This is a genomic window from bacterium (genome assembly GCA_037128595.1).
Classification (GTDB): Bacteria; Verrucomicrobiota; Kiritimatiellia; order CAIKKV01; family CAITUY01; genus JAABPW01.
This window is the reverse complement of record JBAXWB010000002.1, coordinates 1-22,223: the sequence shown is the minus strand read 5'-3', so window position 1 is coordinate 22,223 and position 22,223 is coordinate 1. Positions and strand designations below refer to the sequence as shown.

Genomic DNA, 22,223 nt, shown 5'->3' with positions numbered 1-22,223 from the left:
TCATGCACATGGCAGATGCGTTAATTTCACCCGCGGTGGGCGGAGCGATGTGGGCGCTAACGGCCGGGGTGATGGCCTGGTGCGCCCGGAAGGTCCGGGAAACCCGTGATGACCGTCTGGTTCCAATGATGGGGGTATTGGGGGCCTTCATCTTTACGGCCCAGATGATCAATTTTTCAATTCCGGCAACGGGTTCAAGCGGGCATTTAGGCGGAGGACTGCTTCTGGCAATTCTGTTGGGACCGTATGCGGCCCTTCTCGTCATTGCTTCGGTGCTAACGGTGCAGTCCTTGTTTTTTGCCGATGGGGGGCTGATGGCATTAGGCTGTAATATTTTCAATCTCGGGTTCTTTCCCTCCTTTATCGCCTATCCACTGGTCTATAAACTGATTGCCGGTAACGACCGGATGGGCAAACGTGCCTGGAGCGCCGCCATGGTGGCCGGGATCGTCGGGCTGCAACTGGGCGCCTTCGGGGTGGTCGTGGAAACAACGTTGTCGGGTATCTCCGAGCTGCCATTTAAAACGTTTGCCCTGATCATGCAGCCCATTCACCTGGTCATCGGAATGGTGGAGGGGCTGGCCACCGCGACGGTGGTGGCGTTTGTGGCCCGGGCCCGACCGGAGGCGCTGGTCAGGGGCCAGGTTGCGTTGAAGGAACCCAAGGGCCGGTCAGTGGTGGTGGGGCTGTTAGTGGCGGCGGCGATCCTGGGCGGGATCGCCAGTTGGTTTGCCTCCACCCATCCAGATGGACTTGAATGGTCCATCAGCAAAGTCACCGGTTCAGTCCAACACATTCCGCCGTCTGCTGAGCCATGGCCGGCGGTGAGCGCCGGAACCTCGCTCTCGGGATTAGTGGGCGGGGCGCTGACCCTGGTCCTGGCGGTCCTGGTTGGCGTGGCCCTGAAAGCCTGTAATAAAAAAACGTGAATTTACCCCTTAGGGCAGGGCCTGCCTTGTGGGGTTGTCGCCGGCATGGAGTTTATGATAGTTTGGCGAACCGTGCGACGCAGGAGGCGGCACGTGTGAAGTGGAAGTGGAGCTAATATGAACGAAGATATTCAGGGCCGCATTTTGAAAATGCGGGAGAAAACCGATGAGATGCGAGGTTATCTTTGACGTTGCCAAACGCAAAGCCTCGTTAAATGAGCTCGAAGCCCAGACCGGGGCCCCCGGGTTCTGGGATGACCCGAACAAGGCCAAGGCCCATCTCGGGCGTGTGAATGAGATCAAGGCGGTCCTGGATCCGTTCGGCCGGATTGATAAACTGGTTGAAGAAGCCGGGCTGATGGTCGAGTTATCCGAGGCGGAAGAGCCCGGTCCGCTCCGGGATCATGCCCTCAGTGATGCGGCCAAGGACCTTGAGCGCGCCGAAGTCCTGTTTGCTGAATTGGAAACACGGTCGTTGTTGAATGGTCCCCTGGATCGCAGCAATGCCTTTGTCACTGTCCACGCTGGCGCCGGTGGTACCGAATCCTGCGACTGGGCCAACATGCTGTTCCGGATGTTCCAACGCTATGCTTCCAAAAAAGGCTTTGAGGTTGAAGTGCTCGATATTCAGGCGGGTGACGAGGCCGGGCTGAAATATGCCACCTTTGCCGTGCGCGGTCCGTTCGCCTATGGCTATATGAGATGCGAGCGGGGCATTCACCGGTTGGTCCGGATCAGCCCGTTTGATTCCAACAAACGGCGCCACACCTCCTTTGCGTCCCTGGATGTGATTGCTGAATTGGATGATGATATCGAGGTCGAGATTGATGAAAAGGATTTGCGGATCGACACGTTCCGTTCCAGCGGATCGGGTGGACAGCACGTCAACAAGACGGACTCGGCTATCCGCATCACTCATATGCCGACCGGCCTGGTGGTGTCGTGTCAGGCGGAACGTTCCCAGCACATGAACAAAGCCAAATCCATGCAGATGTTGAAGGCTAAGATTTATGAACTGGAAATGGATAAGAAGCGCAAGGATATGGAACGGTTCTATGGACAGAAGGGTGAAATCGCCTGGGGCAGCCAGATCCGTTCGTATGTGTTTCAGCCGTACACCATGGTGAAAGATCATCGCACCGATGCCGAGACCAGCAATGTCGAGGCCGTCATGGACGGGGATTTGGACCGCTTCATTGAAGCGTACCTGAAGAAGGAAAAAGCATCCGAAAGGAAGGGCTGACCCCATGTCATTGCGCAGCATGACCGGTTACGGGCGTGGCGAGGCATCAGCCAAAGGGCTCCGGGTCGAGGTGGAGCTCAATTCGGTGAATCGTAAGCAGTTGGAGGTCCGGATCTCCCTGCCGCGGGCCTGGCAATCCCTGGAGTCGCGGGTTGTGGAGTTGGCACAGGAGTCCATCTCACGGGGACAGGTGTCCGGTTCCATAGTGGTGCATGTCTCTGAAGCGTTACGTGCCAAGAGCCTGAAGGTCAACCGGGCGCTGGCCGCCGTGTATACGGCGGAACTGCGCAAGACGGCCAAGGCCCTGAAGCTAAAAGATGATCTGTCAGCGAGTTTACTGTTAACGTTGCCGGAAGTGGTGAGTTATTCCGGGATGGATCAGGATGTCGATTTTGTCTGGCCGGTCATGGAAAAAGGGGTGAAGGCGGCGATGGCCCAGCTTCTGGCCATGCGACTCAAGGAAGGCGCGGAGCTGGTTCATGATCTGGAAGGGCGGCTGAAAAAACTGAGCGAGCATCTCGATGGCATCCGGCAGGAAGCGCCCCAGGTGACTGAGCGTTACCGTGAAGCGCTGCGAAAGCGTCTGGCTCAGGCGGGGGTGGCCCTGGATGGCGCGGATCCGGTCGTGATGAAGGATCTGGCCCTGTTTGCCGACCGGGCGGATATTACCGAGGAAATCACGCGGTTGGAGAGTCATTTCAAGCAGGCCCATGCCTTATTCAAGTCGCGCGAGCCGGTGGGGCGGACGCTGGACTTCCTGGCCCAGGAGATGTTCCGGGAAATCAATACCATCGGGTCCAAGGCCAATGAAGTCCGGATCACCCGTCTGGTGATTGAATTCAAAACCGAGCTGGAACGCATCCGGGAACAGGTCCAGAATATTGAGTAGTACCGGGTTCGGGTAAAGGACGTGAATGAAAAGAGCCTTATTGATTGTGATGTCGGCGCCGTCCGGTGCCGGGAAGACAACCTTGTGTAACCGGTTGCTCGCCAGGCATGACGATATGACCCGTTCCATTTCCTGCACGACCCGTGCGCCGAGAGGAACCGAGAAAGATGGGCGGGATTATCACTTTTTGACAGTGGCTGATTTCAATAGCCGGGTTTCACAAGGCCTGTTTCTGGAGCATGCGGTGGTCCATGGTAACCAGTATGGGACCTTGCGCAGCAACGTGGAATCCGCTTTGTCGGCCGGGAAGGATGTTCTGCTGGTGATTGATGTCCAGGGGGCGGCCGCCGTACGTCAGGCCGCTCAATCCGCGGGAGGGCCCTTAGGGCGCGCCTACGTGGATATCTTTATTGCGCCCCCTTCGATTGAGACCCTGCGCGACCGGCTGCTCAAGCGTGGTGAGGATGCCCCTGAGGTGATTGAACGCCGTCTGCTGAATGCCCGGGGCGAAATGGAGCGGGGTCGTGAATACCAATACCGGGTGGTGAACGATGAGGTCGATCAGGCCGCGATCGAACTGGATGCCATTATCCAGACGGAGCATGACCGGACGCCATGTTGATTGATACCCATGCCCATTTCCGCGAAGCCATGACGCCTGAACATATTGCAGGGATCATGGAGCGGGCGCGTTATGCCGGGGTGGGGCGGATTATGGCCGTGGGATGCGAGCCCGATACCAATGCGGCCGCCCTGCGACTGGCGGCCGCCTATCCGGACCGGGTTAAAGCCGCGGTGGCCTATGATCGCAGTCTCGCCGGATCCGACGCCAAGGCGGAGGATATCCGGGAGCTGATTCAGTCGGCTCCGGCCGGACACGTCGCCGCCATTGGCGAGATCGGTCTGGATTTCCATTATGAGCCTGAAACGGCGGACGTGCAGCAGGAATTGATGGTCTCCCAATTGGCCCTGGCTCGCGAGTTGCGTCTGCCGGTGATCATTCATAGCCGTCAGGCGGATGCCGAAACCCTCGCCCTGTTAGCCTCGCATGCGGACGCCTGGGAAGGGGAGCCGGGCCGGATCGGGGTGCTTCATTGTTTTACCGGGGAGGAACCTTTTGCCCGGCAGTTGATGGACCTGGGGTTCATGATCAGCTTCAGCGGGATTGTGACCTTCCGGAATGCCGATTCCTTACGCGCCGTCGCCAGGGTGATTCCTGATGACCGGCTTCTGATTGAAACCGATTCGCCCTACCTGACGCCGGTCCCGCACCGGGGTAAGCCCAATGAGCCCTGTTATCTGCCCGCAGTGGCCGAACTCCTTGCCAAAGTCCGAGGGGTGTCAGTTGAATCCTTAGCGGTGGCAACCTCTGCGAATGCCTGTCGGTTGTTTCACTTTCTTTCCGCTTTCACCTCCGGTTCATCTTCTGTACATTGCTCTACCTAACACTTTCGTGGAACGAAGTCCGGGAACGAGCCATCACATGAAAATTATCTGTGCGACAAATATGCCGTTTGCAATGGAAGCCTTCAGCACCTTGGGGGAGACCCGTATTCTGGAGGGCCGGAATATCAAGGCCGAGGATGTACAGGAGACGGAGATTCTGGCGCTCCGGTCCACCACCAAGGTGAACCGGGCGTTGCTGGAGGGGAGCAAGGTCCGGTTTGTTGGAACCGCGACCATCGGTACGGATCATCTGGATATTCTCTATTTTGACCAGGCGGGGATCAAGTGGTGTTTCGCCCCGGGTTGTAATGCGAACAGCGTTTCAGAATATATTACGGCGGCGTTGCTCTATCTGGCCTGCAAACACGGGTTTACCCTCGAGGGGAAAACCATCGGGGTGATCGGGGTGGGTAATGTGGGACGCCGGGTGGTGCAGAAGGCCCGCGCCCTGGGTATGCGGGTGTTGATGAATGACCCGCCGCGAGAGCGGGCAGAAGGCAGTGGGCAGGCGGGAAACCCTTTTGTCAGCTTGGATCAAGTGCTGGCGGAGGCGGATATCATTACCGTGCATGTGCCTTTGACGAAAGAGGGCCCGGATAAAACGGTGCATCTGGCGGATGCGGCCTTTTTCGGGCGCGCCAAAAAAGGGCTGATTTTCCTGAATGCGGCCCGGGGGCCGGTGGTGGATTCACCGGCCTTGCTGACTGCCCTGGCCGGGGGCCAGGTCAGTCACGTGGTGCTTGATACCTGGGAAGGGGAACCCGATTACCGGCTGGATGTCCTGGCCAAGGTGGATATCGCCACCCCCCACATCGCCGGACATTCCTTTGAAGGCAAGGTGATGGGGACGGTGATGGTCTACCGCGAAGTCTGTAAGTTTCTGGGGGTTCCGGCGACCTGGTCACACGAGCCCCTCATGCCGGTTCCGCTGGTGCCTGAAGTCACCGTGGATGTGGCGGGACGGACTCATCAGGCGGTGTTGCGGGAGGTGGTCCGGCAGGTCTATGATCTTGAAGGGGATGACCGCCGGTTCCGTGATTCCTCGCTTGCTGACCATGCGGCACGGATCAAGAACTTTGACCGGTTACGCAGTCATTACCCTGAACGTCGCGAATTTCAATACACCACGGTAAAGTTGACTGGCGGTTCTGAGCCCTTGCGCCGCATCCTGCTTGACCTTGGCTTTAAGGTGGAGTGATTAAAAATGAATGCGATTATTTTGTCGATTGGCGACGAGCTCGTGCTCGGGCAGACCATTGATTCCAACTCCGCGTGGCTCAGTGCCCGCCTGGCCGATCGTGGCATTATTCCCTTGTATCACAAAACGGTGGCGGATGACCTGGAGGCCACGGTCACGGCCCTGCGCCTTGCCGTCGAGGAAACGGACTTGATTATTGTCACCGGCGGGCTGGGTCCGACGATGGATGATTTGACCCGCCAGGCCTTTGCCGCGTTCACCAATAAACCCCTGGATCTGCACCCGCCGTCCCTTGAGCGGATCCGTGCGTATTTCAAGTCATTGGGGAGGGAGATGCCGTCCTCCAACCGGATTCAGGCCCATATTCCTCGTGGCGCAGAGGTCCTGGATAATGACTGGGGTACGGCGCCGGGAATCAAACTCAAGGTCGGGAAGACGTTGATTTTTGCGCTGCCGGGTGTTCCCTACGAGATGGAAAAGATGGCGGAGCATTATATTTTCCCTCTTTTTGATCGCGGCTCCGGCATGGCCGTCGCGGTGGCATTGCTGGCGACCTTTGGGGCGGGGGAATCAACCATTGCGGAGAAATTGGCGGAGCTGATGCGGCGTGACCGCAACCCGCTGGTGGGGACCACTGTTTCCGGCGGGGTGGTGACGATCCGGTTGCGCAGTGAGGCCCCAACGGCCGATCTGGCTCAGAAACAGCTGGTCCGGACGGTGGCATTGGTGAAGGAGCGTCTCGGAACCCTTGTTTTTGCCGAAGGCAAGCAGACCCTGGCGGGCATCGTGGGCCAGGCCATGCTGGCAAAGGGCGCGCGGGTGGTGACTGCGGAAAGTTGTACCGGCGGGCTGGTGGCCAAGATGTTGTCAGATGTCCCCGGAGCCAGCACCTGGTTTGAGGGCGGCTGGGTGACGTATGCGAATGCCCTGAAAACCCGGGAATTGCGAGTGCCTGAATCGGTCATCGCACAGGAAGGCGCCGTGAGTGAAGCGGTCGCCTGTGCCATGGCGGGGGGGGCATTAGCTGAGTCAACCGCAGATTATTCGGTAGCGCTGACCGGCATTGCCGGACCCGACGGCGGAACCGAAGCCAAACCGGTGGGAACCGTGTGGATCGCCATTGGATACAGGGTGGGGGACCGTATGGAGACTCACGCCGAGGGCTTCCGGTTTCCCGGCAACCGGGACACGATCCGGGACCGGGCGGCCAAGACGGCGCTCAATCTCCTCCGCCTTGAGTTGACAAAACCGGTTGCCGGCTAATCCTCTTTTTATGACGGTTGCTAGCTTGACGGGGGGCTTGCCGGTGGCGATAATAACCCCTTTGTTCATCTTTTGCGGGTGGTCTGGTTGATATGATAGATGTTGAAAATGTAATGCAGCAATTTGGTCCGGTGACAGCGCTGGAAGGGATCTCTTTCCAGATCAAGCGGGGGGAATCCATCGCCCTGGTCGGGGCCAGCGGGGCCGGCAAGACGACCTTGCTTCGCATTTTGTCGACCTATATGGCGCCTACCCGCGGGACTGTACGGATTGCGGAACATGATGTGGTCACCGATTCGTTAGCCGTCCGGCGCCTGATCGGCTATCTCCCGGAGAAGGATGCCATATATCCCGAGATGCGCGTGATGGAATATCTCACGTTCCGGGCACGCCTGCGGGGACTGTATGGGCGGACACGGGTCAAGCGCCTGAGGGAAATGGTCGGGCGTTGCGGGTTGGCCGGTCTGGAACGCGCGCTGATGGGCAACCTGTCGAAGGGGGAGGTGAGGCGCGTGTTGTTGGCGGACAGTCTTTCCGGGGAGCCTGAGGTGATCCTGCTTGATGAACCCACGATGGGGTTGGATCCGATGAATGTGGAACGCATTCATGCCCTGCTTTCCCCCATGAAAGGCGAGCGAACCATGATTTTTTCCACCCATGACATGGCGGAGGCCGAGTGGCTTGGCTCCCGGATCATGATTCTCGGGAAAGGCCGGGTCCTGGCCTTTGGGTCCGCGGCGGAACTCGTGTTGCAGTTCGGGGTCCGAACGCTGACAGAGGTGGTCCGGGCCTCTGCGACCGGAGGCACTTTCCAATGAACGCGATCCGTATTCTCTGCCGGCGTGATTTGCGATCCTGGCTCTCGCTTCCTTCATTTTTCCTAATGGGGGCGGGGTATCTCCTGGTGACGGGGATTGTATTCTGGGTGTTTGCCGTGACGATGGGTGGCCGCGGGTTGATGACGACGGAAATCACCTTCAATGGCATGTTGTTCTGGATGGCATTTTTAGCGCTGGCGTCAGCCGTATCCGTAAAGCTGCTGGGCGATGAGCAGGAGCGGGGCACGCTGGAGCTGCTGTTGACCGCCCCCGTCAGTGAGGTCGAGGTCGTTTTCGCCAAAGCCGGGGCTGGCTTTGTATTGATTTTACTGCTGGCGGTGCCGGCGGTGATCTATCCCTGGATTTTGAGAGGGCTTTATCCAGGCTGGCGTGGCGTGGATCCCGGCATGTGGCTCTCCGGCGTGCTGATCCTCGTGCTGCTGGCCGGGCTGCTGACCCTGACCGGAATGGCCTGGTCGCAGTTGCTACGGAGGCAGACTTCGGCCAGTGTGGCGACCTTCCTCACGGGATCGATGCTGGTGTTCCGGGGCTCTTTGCGCAGTTGGATTGGAGGCGGGGCGGATGATGCTTCGGCTGGCCTCATGGCCGTCGCCTCTCATATTTCCAGTTTTGCCGTCGGACTGATCGACAGCCGTGCGCTGGTTTTCTACCTGAGCGGCATGGCGATTCTGCTGTTTGTGAATATCCGGCTCCTGCAATGGGCTCGCTATCGTCGCACGTCCGGCGTGTTGAATGTGGCGGTCTCGTTGGTGCTGGTGTGGGTGCTGGGCGGGCTGGTGAATTACCTGGCGGTGCTTCATCCGGTCCGGTTGGATGTCAGTGCCGCAGGCAACAGCCCGTTGCCCGGGGTGGTGGTCAAGACGCTGGATCATGTTAAAAAACCGGTTCGGCTGATTCTCCTGTCTCCCGATGGGGACCCGGTGGCGATTCTGGCACGACGCGTGGTGGAGAAGTATCGGTTTGCCCACCCTCTGCTTCATGTGGAAATGGTGGACCAGTCCACCGATCTGAGCCGGACGCGTGATCTGGTGAACCAATTTAAAATCAGGCAACCCAATGTCCTGATCGTGAGTTGCGGGACCCGCCAGCAGGTGTTGCCGATTAAAGACCTGGAACGCGTTTCCCCTGGAGAGACGCGACCTGATCTGCGGGGTGCCACCCCGGGGGCGGCACTCGAAACCGAACTGATTGCCGCCTTGCAGTCGGTGGTTCAGGAGAAGGGCCCGGTGGTCTATTTCCTGACCGGACACGATGAGCGCCGGATTGATGATTTTTCGGATTATAACGGCTATTCCGGGATTGCCGGAATGATCCGTGAAAGGCAGGCGGAGGTGCGTTCCCTGCTGCTGGCGTCGGCAGAATCCGTGCCGGAGGATTGTGCGGCACTGGTCATTGCCGGACCGGCACGGCCATTGGCGGATTGGGAAGTGGGCAAAATCAGGGACTATTTGACACGCAGCGGACGCCTGATGGTGCTGGTGGATTCCGGCACCAGCAGCGGGCTGGACGCGCTCCTTTCGGAATGGGGCATCCGGCTGGGGGAAGAACGGATCCTTGACTCGAAGAGTTCCTCCCTGCTGATATCCAATGCGGGCCGGTCGCCGGCGGTGGGGATGGGGGAAGTTCCGGTGATCCGGTATGGCCGGCATCCCATCACTGATAATCTGGATGGCTTGGTCACCTCTTTTTACATGCCTCGTCCGGTTGAACCCCTGTTCAGCAATGCCCGGCGGGGGAGCCTCAATGACCATGCCGATCGCCCGCGTGTGATTGAGCTGGCGTTCAGTTCAGGCAAAAGCTGGGCTGAGGCGGACCGGGACCAGAATCCCCCCCGCTTTAACGAGGGGTATGACCGGCCCGGCCCTTTGTCGCTGGCCGTCTGTGTCGAAAAGGGCCTGTCCTCAGAGCTGGCCATGGATATCAAGCCGGTGCGGCTGGTGGTGTGTGGCGATTCCCAGTTCGCCGCCAACGCCTGTCTGGCGGGCGCCAATGAGGCCTTCTTTATCAATGCCCTGGAATGGTTGCAGGAACGGGGAGGCGACCTGCCGAGGCTTGCGGCGGCAGGCGGGATTTATAATTTACGGATTGAGTCGGGCGACCGGATGATGGCGTTCTTCCTGACCGTGGGCGCCATGCCCTTGCTGTTGGCCGGGCTGGGCGGCTTTGTTGCCTTGACCCGGCGGGACCGGAGGGCGAACCATTCCCCCTTCCGGAAGGAGCGTACGCCCCTATGAGTTGGAAACCCACACTCTGGATTTTAATCCTGGTGGTTGTGACCGCCCTGTTTATCCTGGTTTTCGACCGGCCGGCCGATTCCCCTGCGCGGGCCCTGCCGATCGAAGCCCCGTTGCTGCCATTGAGTCCCGGAGCCGTGACCCGGCTTGCCATTACCGCAGGGGATGTCGTCATTGAATGTGTCCGGCGTGAGGGAGAATGGGTGTTGACACGACCGGAGGAAGCCCGGGCGGATGAAGCCCGCATCAAACAGATTCTTGAGGCATTGGACGCCAGCCGCATCAGGGAAACGCTCAGTCCCGAACGGCTGGTGCAGCGCCGCCTGACGGCGGCCAGTTTCGGTCTGGATGCCCCGCGTGCCCGGTTGGTGGTGGGGACCGAATTGCGGGCGGATGAGATTCTGGTGGGGGATGATGCTCCGCTCGGGGATCTGGTTTACCTCCGCTTGAAAAACGGGACCGATGTCATTGGCGCGACCTTGAAGATGTCCGATATCCTGCCCATCAATTTTGAAGGAATGCGGGACCATTTCATTTTTCCGCCATCCCTCAAACGGGTGACGCGACTGGAATTGAAGCATTCGGGCGGGTTTCTGCAGTTGGCACTCCGGGACGGGCAGTGGCGCATTCAGCAGCCGATTGACGCCCGGGCCGATAACCGGCGGGTCGAACAGTTGATCCAGTCGCTGATGGCTTTAAAAGTTGAGGCGTTTGGGGCTGTGGCCGCTCCTTCCGATCCGGCCGTTTATGGGCTTACAGCTGATGAGGGCTTGATGCAGATTACCCTGACTCCCGAAGGAGGGCGCGCCCCGCTGGTGTTAACGGTGGGGAAGGCCCGGCAAGACCTGCCGGATCTCATCTATGCCCGGATCAGCGATGTGTCCTCCCTTTGCTCCATTAATCGTGAGGTGCTCGCCTTTCAGGCCATTAAGGCAGAATCGTTGCGGGACCGCCGTTTATGCAATGCCGACCCCGCGGCGATTGTTTCCATCATGTTGCGTGAGGGTGATGAAAAATTAGTGTTGGAAAAACAGGAGAAGACGGGCTGGATGATCCGTGAACCCTTCCGGTTCAAGGCGGATTCCCAGGCGGTGGGCGGTCTTCTGAGGGCGATCTGTAATTTGAAAATTGCGGAGTCTTCAGGTAACGGGACCACCCTTGCCCCCGGGGGCACCCCGCCCACACCGGCCTGTCGGCTTGCCCTGGCCACGGAGTTGCCCTCAAGCCTGGTTACTAATACTCCCCCGCCCTTAACGCCCCCCAAGGGGACCAGCTGGAGCTACCGGTTTGCGGTTCCCGTCGCAGCCGGAGCCAATAATCAGGTCTATTGTGAAGAAACAAAGATGGTGACCGAGGTTCAACCTCGCGAGTTAAGCGCGGTATGGCCCGGAGCGCAACCCTCCCGTTCGCTCAGTGATCCCCGTCCCTACATGGATTGCCGAATGTTTGAATTTCCCTCTGATCAAGTCCGGCGCGTCACCCTGGCCCAGAATGGCCGGGAGGAAACCGTATCGGTCGGGAGCGATGGGCTCTGGCTTGCAGACTCGCCCCCGGAGGGGCAGATTCGCAAAGGGGCCATTCCTGAATTATTGAGCCTGGCCTCCTCACTAAGGGCGGAGCGGATTGAGTCCATGAACGCCACCAACCTTCTGGCCTATGGGATTGATGAGTCATCGCCACGGGTGACCTTTGGATTAACCGGTGCGAGTGGCATTCAAAAGACCGTGCTCATCGGTGGTCCCTGCGGAACGAATGGCGTGTACTCGATGATCCAGGGGCAGGATGTGGTGTTTGTGCTTAAACAGGAGATGGCGCAGGCCCTGTCGCGTCCCTTGGTTGAAATGCGATGAGCTGGATTTCAACAGGGTTAACAGGGCTCACACGGTATCGGCATTGGCTGGTGGGCCTGCTGGTGGGCGGTCTGGCGCTGGTGCTCGGTCTGGCAGTGCTCGGATTTCCTGATTTTCTCACCCGTTGGATTCTGGCCGACGCCAATAGCGGCAATTATTTTATTCAGGCCCATGAGGTGCATCTGGACCTGGGTGGGGGACTGAACGCCCGGAACCTCACGGTGTACCGGAAAGGGTTGCCCGGCCCCCCCTTTCTCGAGGCGCGGGAATGTCGCGTGTTGTATCATCTGTTCGAACGACCCAGGGCGGGGCGTAGCCGGATCAAGGAACTAACGGTGTCGGATGGCCTGCTGCGTCCTTTATGGAGCGCCTCCCAACCGGGACTCAAGGGGGCACGGGGGAGCTCAGGGATGGGGACTGCCCCATGGCATCAGGACGGGGCGTTTAACCAGATTGACCTGGAGGTCGCCTTTTTTAATTTTGATGTCATGGGCGTTTGGGTGGATCAGGTCAGGGCCTCCGTCCAGGTCAATGAAGCAGGCGTCTCGTTGCCGCGACTCTCCGGTAAAATAGGACGGGAACTGCATTCCGGCAGGATTGATGGCGCACTGGCCTGGCGGCCTGAGGGCACGCTGACAGGCCGGTTGGCCACGTCGTTCGACCCCCGTGCCTTGATTCCTGTCTGCAAGGTGTTTTACCCGCAGGCGGTTGGGGAGTTGGAACGGTTCTCGTTTCCGACCGTCCCTCCCCGGCTGGAACTGACCTTCGACATCGGTTCCAAACCCGGCCTTTCCGTGCTGGCCAGAGGCCGGTTTCAAGCGTCGAATTATGCCTATCGGGGCGCGGTCATTGGCTTTGCCAACATCAATGGTGAGGTGGTGATTGGCAATGGCACGAACCGGCTGCGTTTGGATCCCTTCAGCCTCACGATTGGCGGGCGGCAGGCGAGTGGACAGGTGTCATTTGATTTTAATTCCGGCACGTCTGATTTCCAGGTGCGATCAGAAGTCAGTTTGTCATCGGTGCTCCGGCTGGTGGGCATGAAAGAGTCCCTGCTTGCCCCCTGGAATTTTGAGGAGGGGGCCCGACTGGTGGCAACAGGGCGGATGGGATATTCCTGTCCGGAACAGTCTGAAGTCGAGGCGCGGGTGGAGGGGACTAAAATCGGTTATCAGGGGATGACGGTCAGTAATTATTCTTTCGATTATAAAAATCGCGGGTTTACCCATTCGTTTTCTGACTTCCGGGGGAATATCGGCGGCGGGTTTGTCGGGGGCGGCGCCACCATGGTGTCGGATAAATCAGGCGCGCATTGGACCACGGACGTGAAGGCGGAAATCATCAATGCCGACACGGATGAATTGCTGCAGTGGGTCAGCACGAATCCCGTATGGCGTGTGGGGGGGAAGCTCTTCGGGAATCTCGAGATTGGCGGGATTGGCTCGAACCTGGTGGGGCAGGGGGCATTAACCCTGCGTGAGGCCCGGCTGCTGAAAAGTCCCCTGACGTCCCGATGGGTGCAGGAGTGGGGGGCGGCATCACGCGGACTGGATCTGGCGGATCTGCCGGCCGAAGCCCGATTCTCATTTGCCCTTGGTGATCATCACATTACCAGCCAGGATCTGGTGATTGAAGCCGGTCCGGTGGAGCTTGCGGCAAAGGGGGGGTGCGGGCTTGATGGCTCATTGAACTGGCTGATCACCCCGGCTCTATCAAAAAACACCAATGCCAGGGGGCGGGCTGCATTTTCGTTGCTCGCGCCGGCGTGGCCGGGCGGGTATGCCTTGACCGGAACGTTTGAGAAACCGGAATGGCGCCCTGTGTCCCATTTCAAGAAGGACTGAATGATGAGACCATCAGATAATCGAGTGCGAACCGTTCATATCAAAACCTATGGGTGCCAGATGAATGAGCGCGACAGCGAGGCGATCGGCGCCCTGCTAGTCCGGCATGGATATCAATTGTCGTCCAGTGAAGCGGAGGCGGATGTCATTCTGGTCAACACCTGCAGTATCCGGGGAAAGGCCGAGGAAAAGGCGCTGGGAAAACTCCGGCTGATGGCGGTGGAAAAACGGGAGCGGCCCGGCCTGATGGTCGGGGCCGTGGGGTGTATGGTGCAGCGGCTGGGCCCGGAGATCCTCAAAAAGGTCAAGGGGCTGGATCTGGCGGTGGGCACGCACCGGTTGAATGCCCTGCCGGCCATGATCGAGGCGGTGGCGGCCGGGCACGGGCCCCTGGTGGACACCGGGGAGGCCGACCGGGAAGCCGAGGCGCTCGCCGGACATCTGGGCGGCTCGCTTTCGGCGTACGTGAATATTTTATTGGGCTGCGACCGCCATTGTGCCTATTGCATTGTGCCCACGGTGCGCGGTGCAGAATGGAGCCGCCCTGCGGAAAGCGTGTTGCGGGAAGTCAGGGCCTTGGCGGAACAGGGATGCCGTGAAATCACCCTGTTGGGCCAGAGTGTGATGTCTTATGGGAAAAAGAATCCGGTGTGGGCCGAGGCGCACCGGTCGGAACGGGGCTTCGTGGAGCCTCTCCCGCGGTTATTGGAGGCGGTGAGCCAGGTGCCTGGGATCCGCCGGATTCGCTTTACGTCCGGGCATCCCACCGGCTGCAGTGCTGAAATCGCCCGGGCCATGGGCGAGATCCCGGGGGTATGCGACCATCTCCATCTTCCCGTTCAATCAGGCTCTGACCGGATCCTGAAACTGATGCGTCGCGGGTATACGGCGGACGACTATCTTGCCGCTGTACGCCGACTGAGGGAGTCCGTGCCCACCCTGGCGCTGACCTCGGATGTGATTGTCGGGTTTCCGGGTGAGACGCAGGAGGACTTTGAGGCCACGCGCCGGTTGATGGCGGCCGCCCAGTTTGATAATGCGTTCATTTTCAAGTACTCCCCGCGCGAGGGGACCCCGGCCGCCGACATGGAGGATGATGTGTCGGCTGAAGAGAAATTGCGGCGTAATCACATCATTCTGGCCGATCAGGATGTGCTGGGCGAGGGCCTCAACCGGGCTTGCATCGGAACGACCGTTGAGGTGTTGGTGGAGGGGCCCAGCTTGAGGAATAAGGAGCGCTGGGCCGGCCGGTCGAGCACGAATAAAATCACCATATTTGACCCTAGCGAAGAGGTGCGGGTGGGTGATATAGTCAGCGTCCATATTGAAAAGGTTGGGGCTCAAACGTTATACGGATCACTAATCGAGGTTAAGACGTCATGATGTCATTATCGGAATTATCGCTTTGGATGGGAGTCATCTATGTGGGGGGGCATCTGCCCCTGGTCGTGGCCCCGCAGCTTGTCAGGAAGGGCTTCAAGGCGTTTCCCCGTAATTTCTGGATAGGGGCCGTTCTGGCCGCCATGGCGTTAGTCTGGTCCGCGTGGGAGGTCAATAACATGCCCTTGGGAAATTTCATCGGGGATTATAAATGGCTGCTTTGGATTCTTACCCCAGTGGTTATCGGCCTGGTCCTGATGTTTATGAATGAACTGCTTGCTCCGCGCGCCTTGGGTGGACTGCTGTTACTGGTCGCCAACCCGGTCTTGAGCATCCAATGCCTTTCGGCCTCCCGGGCGACCTGGCTGTTGGCGGGGTTGGCGTATGTCTGGGTGGTGGCGGGGACGATGTTAGTGCTGTCTCCCTACCGGTTCCGGCACGCGGTAGAACGCTGGTGTGGAACGGACGCGCGCTGCCGGCTGGCAGGGGTGGCAGGGATGGCGGTTGGATGCATTCTGATTGTGCTGGGGGTGACGGTGTTTGCGCGTTCGACCTGACGAATCACATCCGGCCCCGGCCGGAAAAGGGGGAATATGGACTTGAATTATGGATTGGCGACGCCCATGGAGATCCTTCAAGAGGCGCTTAAGCGAGAACATGCGGCGCATGATTTTTATGCTTCGGTGCGGGATCATGTCAAAACGCCCCTCATTCGTGAGCTGGCGGAAGGTTTATGCGAAGAGGAGCAGCGGCATATCCGGTTGATTGAAAAACAGATCGTGAAGTTGAACCTGGGTTAGAGGCGAGACAGGGAGTTCGACGTGGAACCTGGAAAATTAATTATTTTTGACCTGGATGGAACTCTGGTGGATTCCTGCATGGATCTGGCGACGGCGGTCAATCTGATGCGCGCTCATTTCGGGCTGCCTGCGTTGGCGCTCGAGACCATCAGGGGGTTTGTGGGCAATGGCGTGAAAATGCTGGTTACCCGAGCGCTGGAGGGAACCGGGATTGATGTGGATGACGCCTTGAAGGTGCAGATGCCGCTTTACCTGGCGCATGCCGTTGAGAAAACGGCGCTTTACCCCGGAGTGCATGAGGGGCTCGCGCGTTTGCGTGAGCGGGGGTATCGTCTGGCGGTGGCGACCAACAAACCGGCGGAATCCTGCGATTTGATCCTGACTCACCTGGGGATTTTCGATTGGTTTATGGCCGTGATGGCGGCGGGACGTTGTCCGGTGTTAAAACCGGCGCCTGACATGATTGAGAGCCTGATGGGGAGCGCCGGGGTCGCGCCGGAGAATACCTGGGTGGTAGGGGACAATTACACGGATCTGGAAGCGGCCCGCCGTGCCGGGGCTAACAGTGTGTTTGTCACCTATGGGTATGGGACGCCTGGTAATGAAACCCCCACGCGGCGCTGTGACACGTTTGAGGCCCTATTGGACATTATATGAGTCTGATTGAAATCCTGCTCTTGTCTATCGGGTTGGCGATGGATGCCTTTGCGGTCTCTGTTACCAGCGGCATTGCCATCAAAAATCTCCGGCTCAAGCATGCCCTCCTGATTGCCCTGACCTTTGGCGGCTTTCAGGCGGTGATGCCGGTCATCGGCTGGCTTGCCGGACTCGGGCTCCAGCAAGTGCTTTGCAATGTAGATCACTGGATCGCCTTCGTATTGTTAAGCATCATTGGTGGGAAGATGATCTACGAGGCGTTTCAGCTGGAAGGGGCTGAGGAGGCCGACAATCCGCTTAAAATCGCTGTTCTACTCGTGTTAGGCATTGCCACCAGTATTGATGCCCTGGCCGTGGGGGTCACCTTTGCCATGATCAAGGTGGCGATCATCACCCCGATCGTCCTGATTGGCTCCGTCACCTTTGCCCTTTGTCTGGCGGGCGTTTATATCGGGGATGCCTTCGGGCATTTCTTCGAAAAGAAAATCGAAATCTTCGGCGGGTTAGTTCTCATCGGCATCGGCCTCAAGATCCTGATCCAGCATCTGATGATGTAGGGAGGCACGCCCCTTTTACCGTCGTGCCCACAGGTCTTTCTCCAGTTGGTCGGCCGGAATGACCAGTTCCGCAATGGTTTTCCCTAGTTTATTGGTGGTCAAGGTGAACCGGGCATCCAATAAGTTGGCGCGCATCATAATTTGCTTAAGACCCATCCCCTGCACCTGGGCGGAGGCGGCGGGTAACGGGGCTCCATCATTGGATACCGAGACGATGATTTGCCGCCCTTCCAATACCAGGTCGATCCAGATGTGCCGGGCCTTGCCGTGGCGGATGGCGTTTACCACCGCCTCCCGGATCACCCGGTAGATGTGCCTGGACTCCTCCTGGGTGAAGGTCATCAGGTCGGCATCACAGTTAAGCTCCAGCAGGGTGCCCGGGAGACCATTGAATCGACTGACGAACAGGGCTAGCGCATCCGGCAGGGATTGAGACTCCAATTCGTGCAACGTCAGATTATAGGAGATGCCCCGGGCGACTTGCAGGGCATAGGCGATCTGCTCGGTCATAAGGGGCGACTGTTGAGAGCCGAGGTTCTCGGCCATCCGGAGCAGACCGACCAGTTCCTGACAAAGACTATCGTGGATTTCCTGCCCGACGCGTCGCATCTCGTCTTCAGTTGAGCTCAGTGCGGACCTGACCGCCTCCCGTAGTTCTGCCTCTCGACTGGCGATCACAGCACTGAGGTTCTGATTTTCCTGGCGTAACTCGTCCTGAACCTGTCTGGCCCTCGCAATCTCCTCTGTCAGGGCGGTGAGGCGTCCCCGACACAATACCTTGGTCAGCGCCTGACGGCAGTTCCACGCCAGTGCGATGAGCAGGAGCATGCCTCCGGAAATGGATATAATCAGATACAGATTCATAAGGAAGCTCAGACTATACACCAACGAGGCCTACTGTTAATCCTAAATAAATCCTTTCAACTACGAAGCCAGGGTCTTTTGCGCTGCCCACGTCTTTACCATTGTGTAGGCAATGGCTTACGCAATTTTCAGGACACGACTTTAGTGACAATCCGGGTTTGCGTGTAACAATAAAAAGGGAGTCATTGTATACCTAATCTATTAATTGACGGAAAGAGGGGCTCATGTTTTTTGTCATTAAAGTTTTTGTTCAGGATATGTTGATTGAGGGACTTTTTCAAAAGGAGATCCGGGTAAAGAAACGGCATTTGGCACCGCTCCTGGTGGTCCTGGTGCTGGCTGGGACCATTCTGGGGCCTGCCGTTGCAGAGGCAAGAGACGCAAAACCGGAATCACCCGCAGCGAAACCGGACGACAAGTACTTGAATGAAATTGAGGCCATCTACCAGAAGGGCTTGGCGGCCCGTGAGGCGGCTCAGAAAACTGCAGACACGGCGCGTGAGGCACTGGCTAAGGCGGAAGCCGCGCTGAAGGACGCGCGCTCAGATGGTGATAAGAAAAGAATCAAGGCAGCGGAAGCGGAGTGGTTGAATGCGAAAAACGTAGTCCTTAAAACAAGCGAAACGTTGAACCAGATGGATAAACTGGTCGATCGCCTGAACGTGATCAACGACAAGGCTAAAATCCTGGCGAAAGAGGATGAACACGGGAAATTGGAGAATCTCGCGGAAAAGGCATCCGTTGTGTTGGACTTTATCAGCGAGATCTCAAAGCATCATCCGCCCATCATCATTGTGGTGCCGCCTCCTTGCACCACCAGCACCACACAACCCAGTCCTACACCGGTAGGGCACCGAGGGTAGCCGTTGGGTCGAATCCATCACCATGAAACCTGAAATCAAATGTATCCACGTAATCGAGCATGACAAAAGGAACTACTTGAGTCAGCTGGGTGCGGCGGGGAAGGTGTGGGAAAGCGGTTTCTGGCCGCTCACTGAAGCGGACGCCAAGCCACTCATAGGCGGTTCAATTTTCTTTCACAAGAAGAAGAGTGGACCTTCGTTTTGCGGAGGGCTCATCCTTGATTGCCGCATCCGCAGTAGTGGGGAATGGGCGGGGCTCGTCATATTCACGTTTGAGTATCGCGACGATCATGGGAATGTTTGGACTGATGACAAGGGGTGGAAAAAGGATATGAAGATCGCGATCAAGGAATGACGGGGGGCGCCATGAGTATTTCAATTGATTGCTCTTCTTGTGGGAGGCGCGCTATGCGCGGCGAACTTGACTGCTCAGTCGCCCCGTTGAGCCTGTCGCGGCGCGTAGCGCCCCTCCCACAATGAATCAATTCTTGTCCAACATCATTTCAAGTTCATTCCCAAGCGAGAGTTATAACTCGGTAATGCGCCCTTTAAGATAAAGCTCGCGTACCGCCCCGTTTGATCTACGTCATCATTGGCCTACTCCACGCATGGAGTACCTTCACTCGGAACATGCTTTGTGTGATCGGTGAAGCATTCCCGACGACTTAAAAAAGGGTAGCGCCTACAAAACCCCATTCCTGTAAGGCGTTCCTTACACAAAAACCAGCCACATGGCTTGCATACAAAAGTATTCAATACTGGTATCAATTAACGCTTCTGACATGCGACTTCGCAATCGTGTGATCAATTTTCCGTTTTTTTAGAGAAAGGTCTTTATGACAAACATGCCCGGACGGTTATCGGTTCACGCGTTTTATACTCGTTGCATAGGCCTTCCCTTGGCCGGGGTCGCTTTCTGTCTCAGCCTGCTGCTGCCGCAAGCCACGATGGCAACGTCGGGCGGAGCAACCATCACGGTATGGGCCACAAACGGAACCACGACCATCGTCAGCAGCGCGGCGGCCAGCAAGGTCAACGGTACAGACTTCGGGGCGTGCGTGCCGGGGAACGCCTACACCAACACGCTGTATGTCAGTAACGATGGGGACGGGACACCGCTCACCATCAGCAGTTGGACCACGAACGGACCGGGCTTTACTTTCACCGGCATCCCCTCGTCAGTTTTGTATGGAGCAAAGACGCCCTTCAAGGTGATTTACCTCCCGCCCGCCAGCGGCAGCAACTCCGTCTCGCTGGTCATCAACAACTCGGCCTCCGGGGCCTACACGGTCAAACTCGCGGGTTCGGGGCCGGTCGCAACTACCCCCGTCATCACAGCCCAGCCGGTGAGCGCGGTGGTCGCGGTTGACCAGCTGGCCAGTCTGAGCGTCAGCAACAGCGGCACAGGGCCGTTTGTCTACAAATGGATCAAGGACGGAGTCATCCTTTCCGGTCAGACGAACAGTACGTTGAGTATTTCTTCCTTCAAGTTCACCGATAGCGGCAGTTACTCTGTGGTGATCACAAACTCGGTCGGAATGTCTATCAGTCTGCCGGCCAGCCTGAGCGTGCCCAATGCGCCGCTGCGGGCTTGGGGCAGCAATGGTTCCGGCCAGCTGGGCAACGGCACGACGGGTGGTCCCACGAACCGGCCTGCTCTAGTGGCGAACAATGTGGTGGCGGTGGCTGGCGGCTGGAGTCATTCTCTGTTTGTGCAGGCGGACGGCACGCTGTGGGCCATGGGCTACAATGGCTCTGGCCAGTTGGGCAACGGCACGACGGGTGGTTCCACGAACCGGCCTGTTCAGGTGGCGGACAACGTGCTGGCGGTGGCTGGCGGCTTTTCTCATTCCCTGTTTGTGAAAGCAGACGGCACGCTCTGGGCCATGGGTGCCAATGGCTCTGGCCAGCTGGGCAACGGCACGACAGCCGACACCAACCAGCCGGTACAGGTGGCGAGCAACGTGGTGACGGCGGCAGCCGGCTATTCTCACTCCCTGTTTGTGAAAGCGGACGGCACGCTGTGGGCCATGGGCGCCAATGACTACGGCCAACTGGGCAATGGCACGACGGGTGGTTCCACGAACCGGCCTGTTCAGGTGGCCAGCAACGTGGCGGCGGCCGCCGGGGGCAATGCGTTTTCCCAGTTTGTGAAGGCGGACGGCACGCTGTGGGCCATGGGCGAGAATAACTCCGGCCAGTTGGGCAACGGCACGACGGGTGGTTCCACGAACCGGCCTGTACAGGTGGCCAGCAACGTGGTGGCGGCGGGCGGCGGCTATTCTCACTCCCTGTTTGTGAAAGCGGACAGGACGCTCTGGGCCGTGGGCAACAATACTAAAGGCCAGCTAGGCAATGGCGCGACGGGTGATCCCACCAACCGGCCAATTCAGGTGGCGAGCAACGTAGCGGCCGTGGCCGGCGGCCAGAATAACTCCCTGTTTGTGAAGGCGGACGGCACACTGTGGGGCATGGGCAACAATATCGATGGCCAGTTGGGCAACGGCACGATGACCGATACCAATCGGCCGGTGCAGGTCTCTGGAAACCTGCTGGCCGCTGTAATGGCCAAAGCACCGACGGCTTGCCATTCTCTGGCAATCGCAGTCGCCTTGCCGGCGGTGTCCGTATCCAACCGGACGGTTACGTTCGGTCAGTCGACCAACTTCATGGCCGCTGTCACTGGCGACAGTCCGTTCACCTATCAATGGCAAAAGAACGGCACCAATGTCGTGAGCGCCACGAATGTGACTTACACGATCTCCGGTGCGGCCCTGAGCGACGCCGGCAGTTACGCCGTGATGGTTGCCAGTCCCTATGGCAGTGCAACCAGCCTTGTCGCCACTCTGACGGTTTCCAAGGCCGATCAGACGATCACCTTTCCGGACATCGGCGACCAGTTGACCACCAACCACGTTGGGCTGGTGGCGACGGCCACCTCGGGCCTGAGCGTGACATTCACAACCAATGGCGGTCCGGCAATCATTACAGGCGGCACGAACCTGACCTTCAGCGGGACGGGCATCGTCAGTATCGTGGCCTCGCAGGCAGGTGACACGGACTGGAACGCCGCCCCCAATGTGACCAACACGTTCGAGGTGACACCCGTTGTCAACCACGCCCCCGTAGGCACCTCCAACACGGTGACCACGGTGGAAGACACGCCATACACGTTCGCGACGGCGGACTTTGGCTTCACCGATCCAAACGACGCTCCGGCCAACGCCTTGGCTGCCGTCATGATCACCACGGTGCCGGGAACGGGAACGCTACGTTCCGGCGGGAGTGTGGTGACGAACGGACAGAGGATTGCGGTCGCGTCCTGAAATAGGTTGTCACTTTGGGAAAGGAAAAGACCAAGGTGAGG

20 protein-coding genes are annotated in these 22,223 nt (G+C 58.6%); 19 read left to right on the top strand and 1 reads right to left on the bottom strand.

Annotated features, from left to right (window positions below; genetic code table 11):
* Positions 1-2: 2 nt before the first annotated feature.
* From WCS52_01110 to WCS52_01035, 16 genes are all read left to right on the top strand, one after another.
* The gene (locus tag WCS52_01110; GenBank protein MEI6165771.1) at positions 3-929 is read left to right on the top strand and encodes an energy-coupling factor ABC transporter permease; all 927 of its coding nucleotides are present in this window, start codon (positions 3-5) and stop codon (positions 927-929) included.
* 117 nt (positions 930-1,046) lie between these two features.
* Positions 1,047-2,172, top strand: a protein-coding gene (prfB, locus tag WCS52_01105) for a peptide chain release factor 2 (protein MEI6165770.1) whose coding sequence is annotated in 2 segments (ribosomal slippage) — positions 1,047-1,115 and positions 1,117-2,172 — 1,125 coding nt in all. Because the reading frame shifts where the segments join, the coding sequence is not laid out codon by codon here.
* A 4-nt stretch (positions 2,173-2,176) separates the two neighbouring features.
* Complete coding sequence (locus tag WCS52_01100) at positions 2,177-3,061, top strand: YicC/YloC family endoribonuclease (GenBank protein MEI6165769.1); 885 nt, start codon at positions 2,177-2,179, stop codon at positions 3,059-3,061.
* Positions 3,062-3,086: 25 nt separating this feature from the next.
* Positions 3,087-3,683 carry a guanylate kinase gene (gmk, locus tag WCS52_01095; GenBank protein ID MEI6165768.1) on the top strand — a complete coding sequence of 199 codons (597 nt, stop codon included), beginning with the start codon at positions 3,087-3,089 and terminating at the stop codon, positions 3,681-3,683.
* Positions 3,677-4,507: a TatD family hydrolase gene (locus WCS52_01090; protein MEI6165767.1), complete on the top strand. Its 831-nt coding sequence runs from the start codon at positions 3,677-3,679 to the stop codon at positions 4,505-4,507. The genes gmk and WCS52_01090 overlap by 7 nt, the downstream gene beginning before the upstream one ends.
* A gap of 37 nt (positions 4,508-4,544) precedes the next feature.
* The gene (gene pdxB, locus WCS52_01085; GenBank protein ID MEI6165766.1) at positions 4,545-5,705 is read left to right on the top strand and encodes a 4-phosphoerythronate dehydrogenase PdxB; all 1,161 of its coding nucleotides are present in this window, start codon (positions 4,545-4,547) and stop codon (positions 5,703-5,705) included.
* Between the two features lie 6 nt (positions 5,706-5,711).
* The gene (locus tag WCS52_01080) at positions 5,712-6,968 is read left to right on the top strand and encodes a competence/damage-inducible protein A (GenBank protein ID MEI6165765.1); all 1,257 of its coding nucleotides are present in this window, start codon (positions 5,712-5,714) and stop codon (positions 6,966-6,968) included.
* 92 nt (positions 6,969-7,060) lie between these two features.
* Complete coding sequence (locus WCS52_01075) at positions 7,061-7,786, top strand: ABC transporter ATP-binding protein (protein ID MEI6165764.1); 726 nt, start codon at positions 7,061-7,063, stop codon at positions 7,784-7,786.
* A complete protein-coding gene (locus WCS52_01070) occupies positions 7,783-10,041 on the top strand; it encodes a Gldg family protein (GenBank protein ID MEI6165763.1) in 2,259 nt (752 codons plus the stop codon). The genes WCS52_01075 and WCS52_01070 overlap by 4 nt, the downstream gene beginning before the upstream one ends.
* The gene (locus WCS52_01065; protein MEI6165762.1) at positions 10,038-11,891 is read left to right on the top strand and encodes a DUF4340 domain-containing protein; all 1,854 of its coding nucleotides are present in this window, start codon (positions 10,038-10,040) and stop codon (positions 11,889-11,891) included. Before WCS52_01070 ends, WCS52_01065 begins: the two co-directional genes overlap by 4 nt.
* On the top strand, positions 11,888-13,735 hold the full coding sequence (locus WCS52_01060) for a hypothetical protein (GenBank protein MEI6165761.1): 1,848 nt from the start codon (positions 11,888-11,890) through the stop codon (positions 13,733-13,735). Before WCS52_01065 ends, WCS52_01060 begins: the two co-directional genes overlap by 4 nt.
* Positions 13,736-15,118 (top strand): tRNA (N6-isopentenyl adenosine(37)-C2)-methylthiotransferase MiaB, encoded by a 1,383-nt coding sequence (miaB, locus tag WCS52_01055; GenBank protein MEI6165760.1) that lies wholly within the window; start codon positions 13,736-13,738, stop codon positions 15,116-15,118.
* Entirely contained in the window at positions 15,115-15,672 is a 558-nt protein-coding gene (locus WCS52_01050) for a hypothetical protein (GenBank protein MEI6165759.1), read from the top strand. Before miaB ends, WCS52_01050 begins: the two co-directional genes overlap by 4 nt.
* A gap of 36 nt (positions 15,673-15,708) precedes the next feature.
* A complete protein-coding gene (locus WCS52_01045; protein ID MEI6165758.1) occupies positions 15,709-15,915 on the top strand; it encodes a ferritin family protein in 207 nt (68 codons plus the stop codon).
* 21 nt (positions 15,916-15,936) lie between these two features.
* A complete protein-coding gene (locus WCS52_01040) occupies positions 15,937-16,572 on the top strand; it encodes an HAD-IIIA family hydrolase (GenBank protein ID MEI6165757.1) in 636 nt (211 codons plus the stop codon).
* On the top strand, positions 16,569-17,129 hold the full coding sequence (locus tag WCS52_01035; protein ID MEI6165756.1) for a manganese efflux pump MntP family protein: 561 nt from the start codon (positions 16,569-16,571) through the stop codon (positions 17,127-17,129). Before WCS52_01040 ends, WCS52_01035 begins: the two co-directional genes overlap by 4 nt.
* A 15-nt stretch (positions 17,130-17,144) precedes the next feature.
* Here WCS52_01035 and WCS52_01030 read toward each other — a convergent pair whose 3' ends face one another.
* Positions 17,145-17,993 (bottom strand): ATP-binding protein, encoded by an 849-nt coding sequence (locus WCS52_01030; GenBank protein MEI6165755.1) that lies wholly within the window; start codon positions 17,991-17,993, stop codon positions 17,145-17,147.
* A 224-nt stretch (positions 17,994-18,217) separates the two neighbouring features.
* Between WCS52_01030 and WCS52_01025 the strand changes: the two genes are divergently transcribed.
* The 3 genes from WCS52_01025 to WCS52_01015 all read left to right on the top strand — a co-directional run bounded on the left by WCS52_01025 (position 18,218) and on the right by WCS52_01015 (position 22,182).
* Positions 18,218-18,856, top strand: coding sequence for a hypothetical protein (locus tag WCS52_01025; GenBank protein ID MEI6165754.1), 639 nt, complete (start codon positions 18,218-18,220; stop codon positions 18,854-18,856).
* A gap of 22 nt (positions 18,857-18,878) precedes the next feature.
* Positions 18,879-19,211: a hypothetical protein gene (locus WCS52_01020; protein ID MEI6165753.1), complete on the top strand. Its 333-nt coding sequence runs from the start codon at positions 18,879-18,881 to the stop codon at positions 19,209-19,211.
* Between the two features lie 481 nt (positions 19,212-19,692).
* Positions 19,693-22,182, top strand: a complete 2,490-nt coding sequence (locus WCS52_01015) for an immunoglobulin domain-containing protein (GenBank protein ID MEI6165752.1) — start codon at positions 19,693-19,695, stop codon at positions 22,180-22,182.
* Positions 22,183-22,223 lie beyond the last annotated feature (41 nt).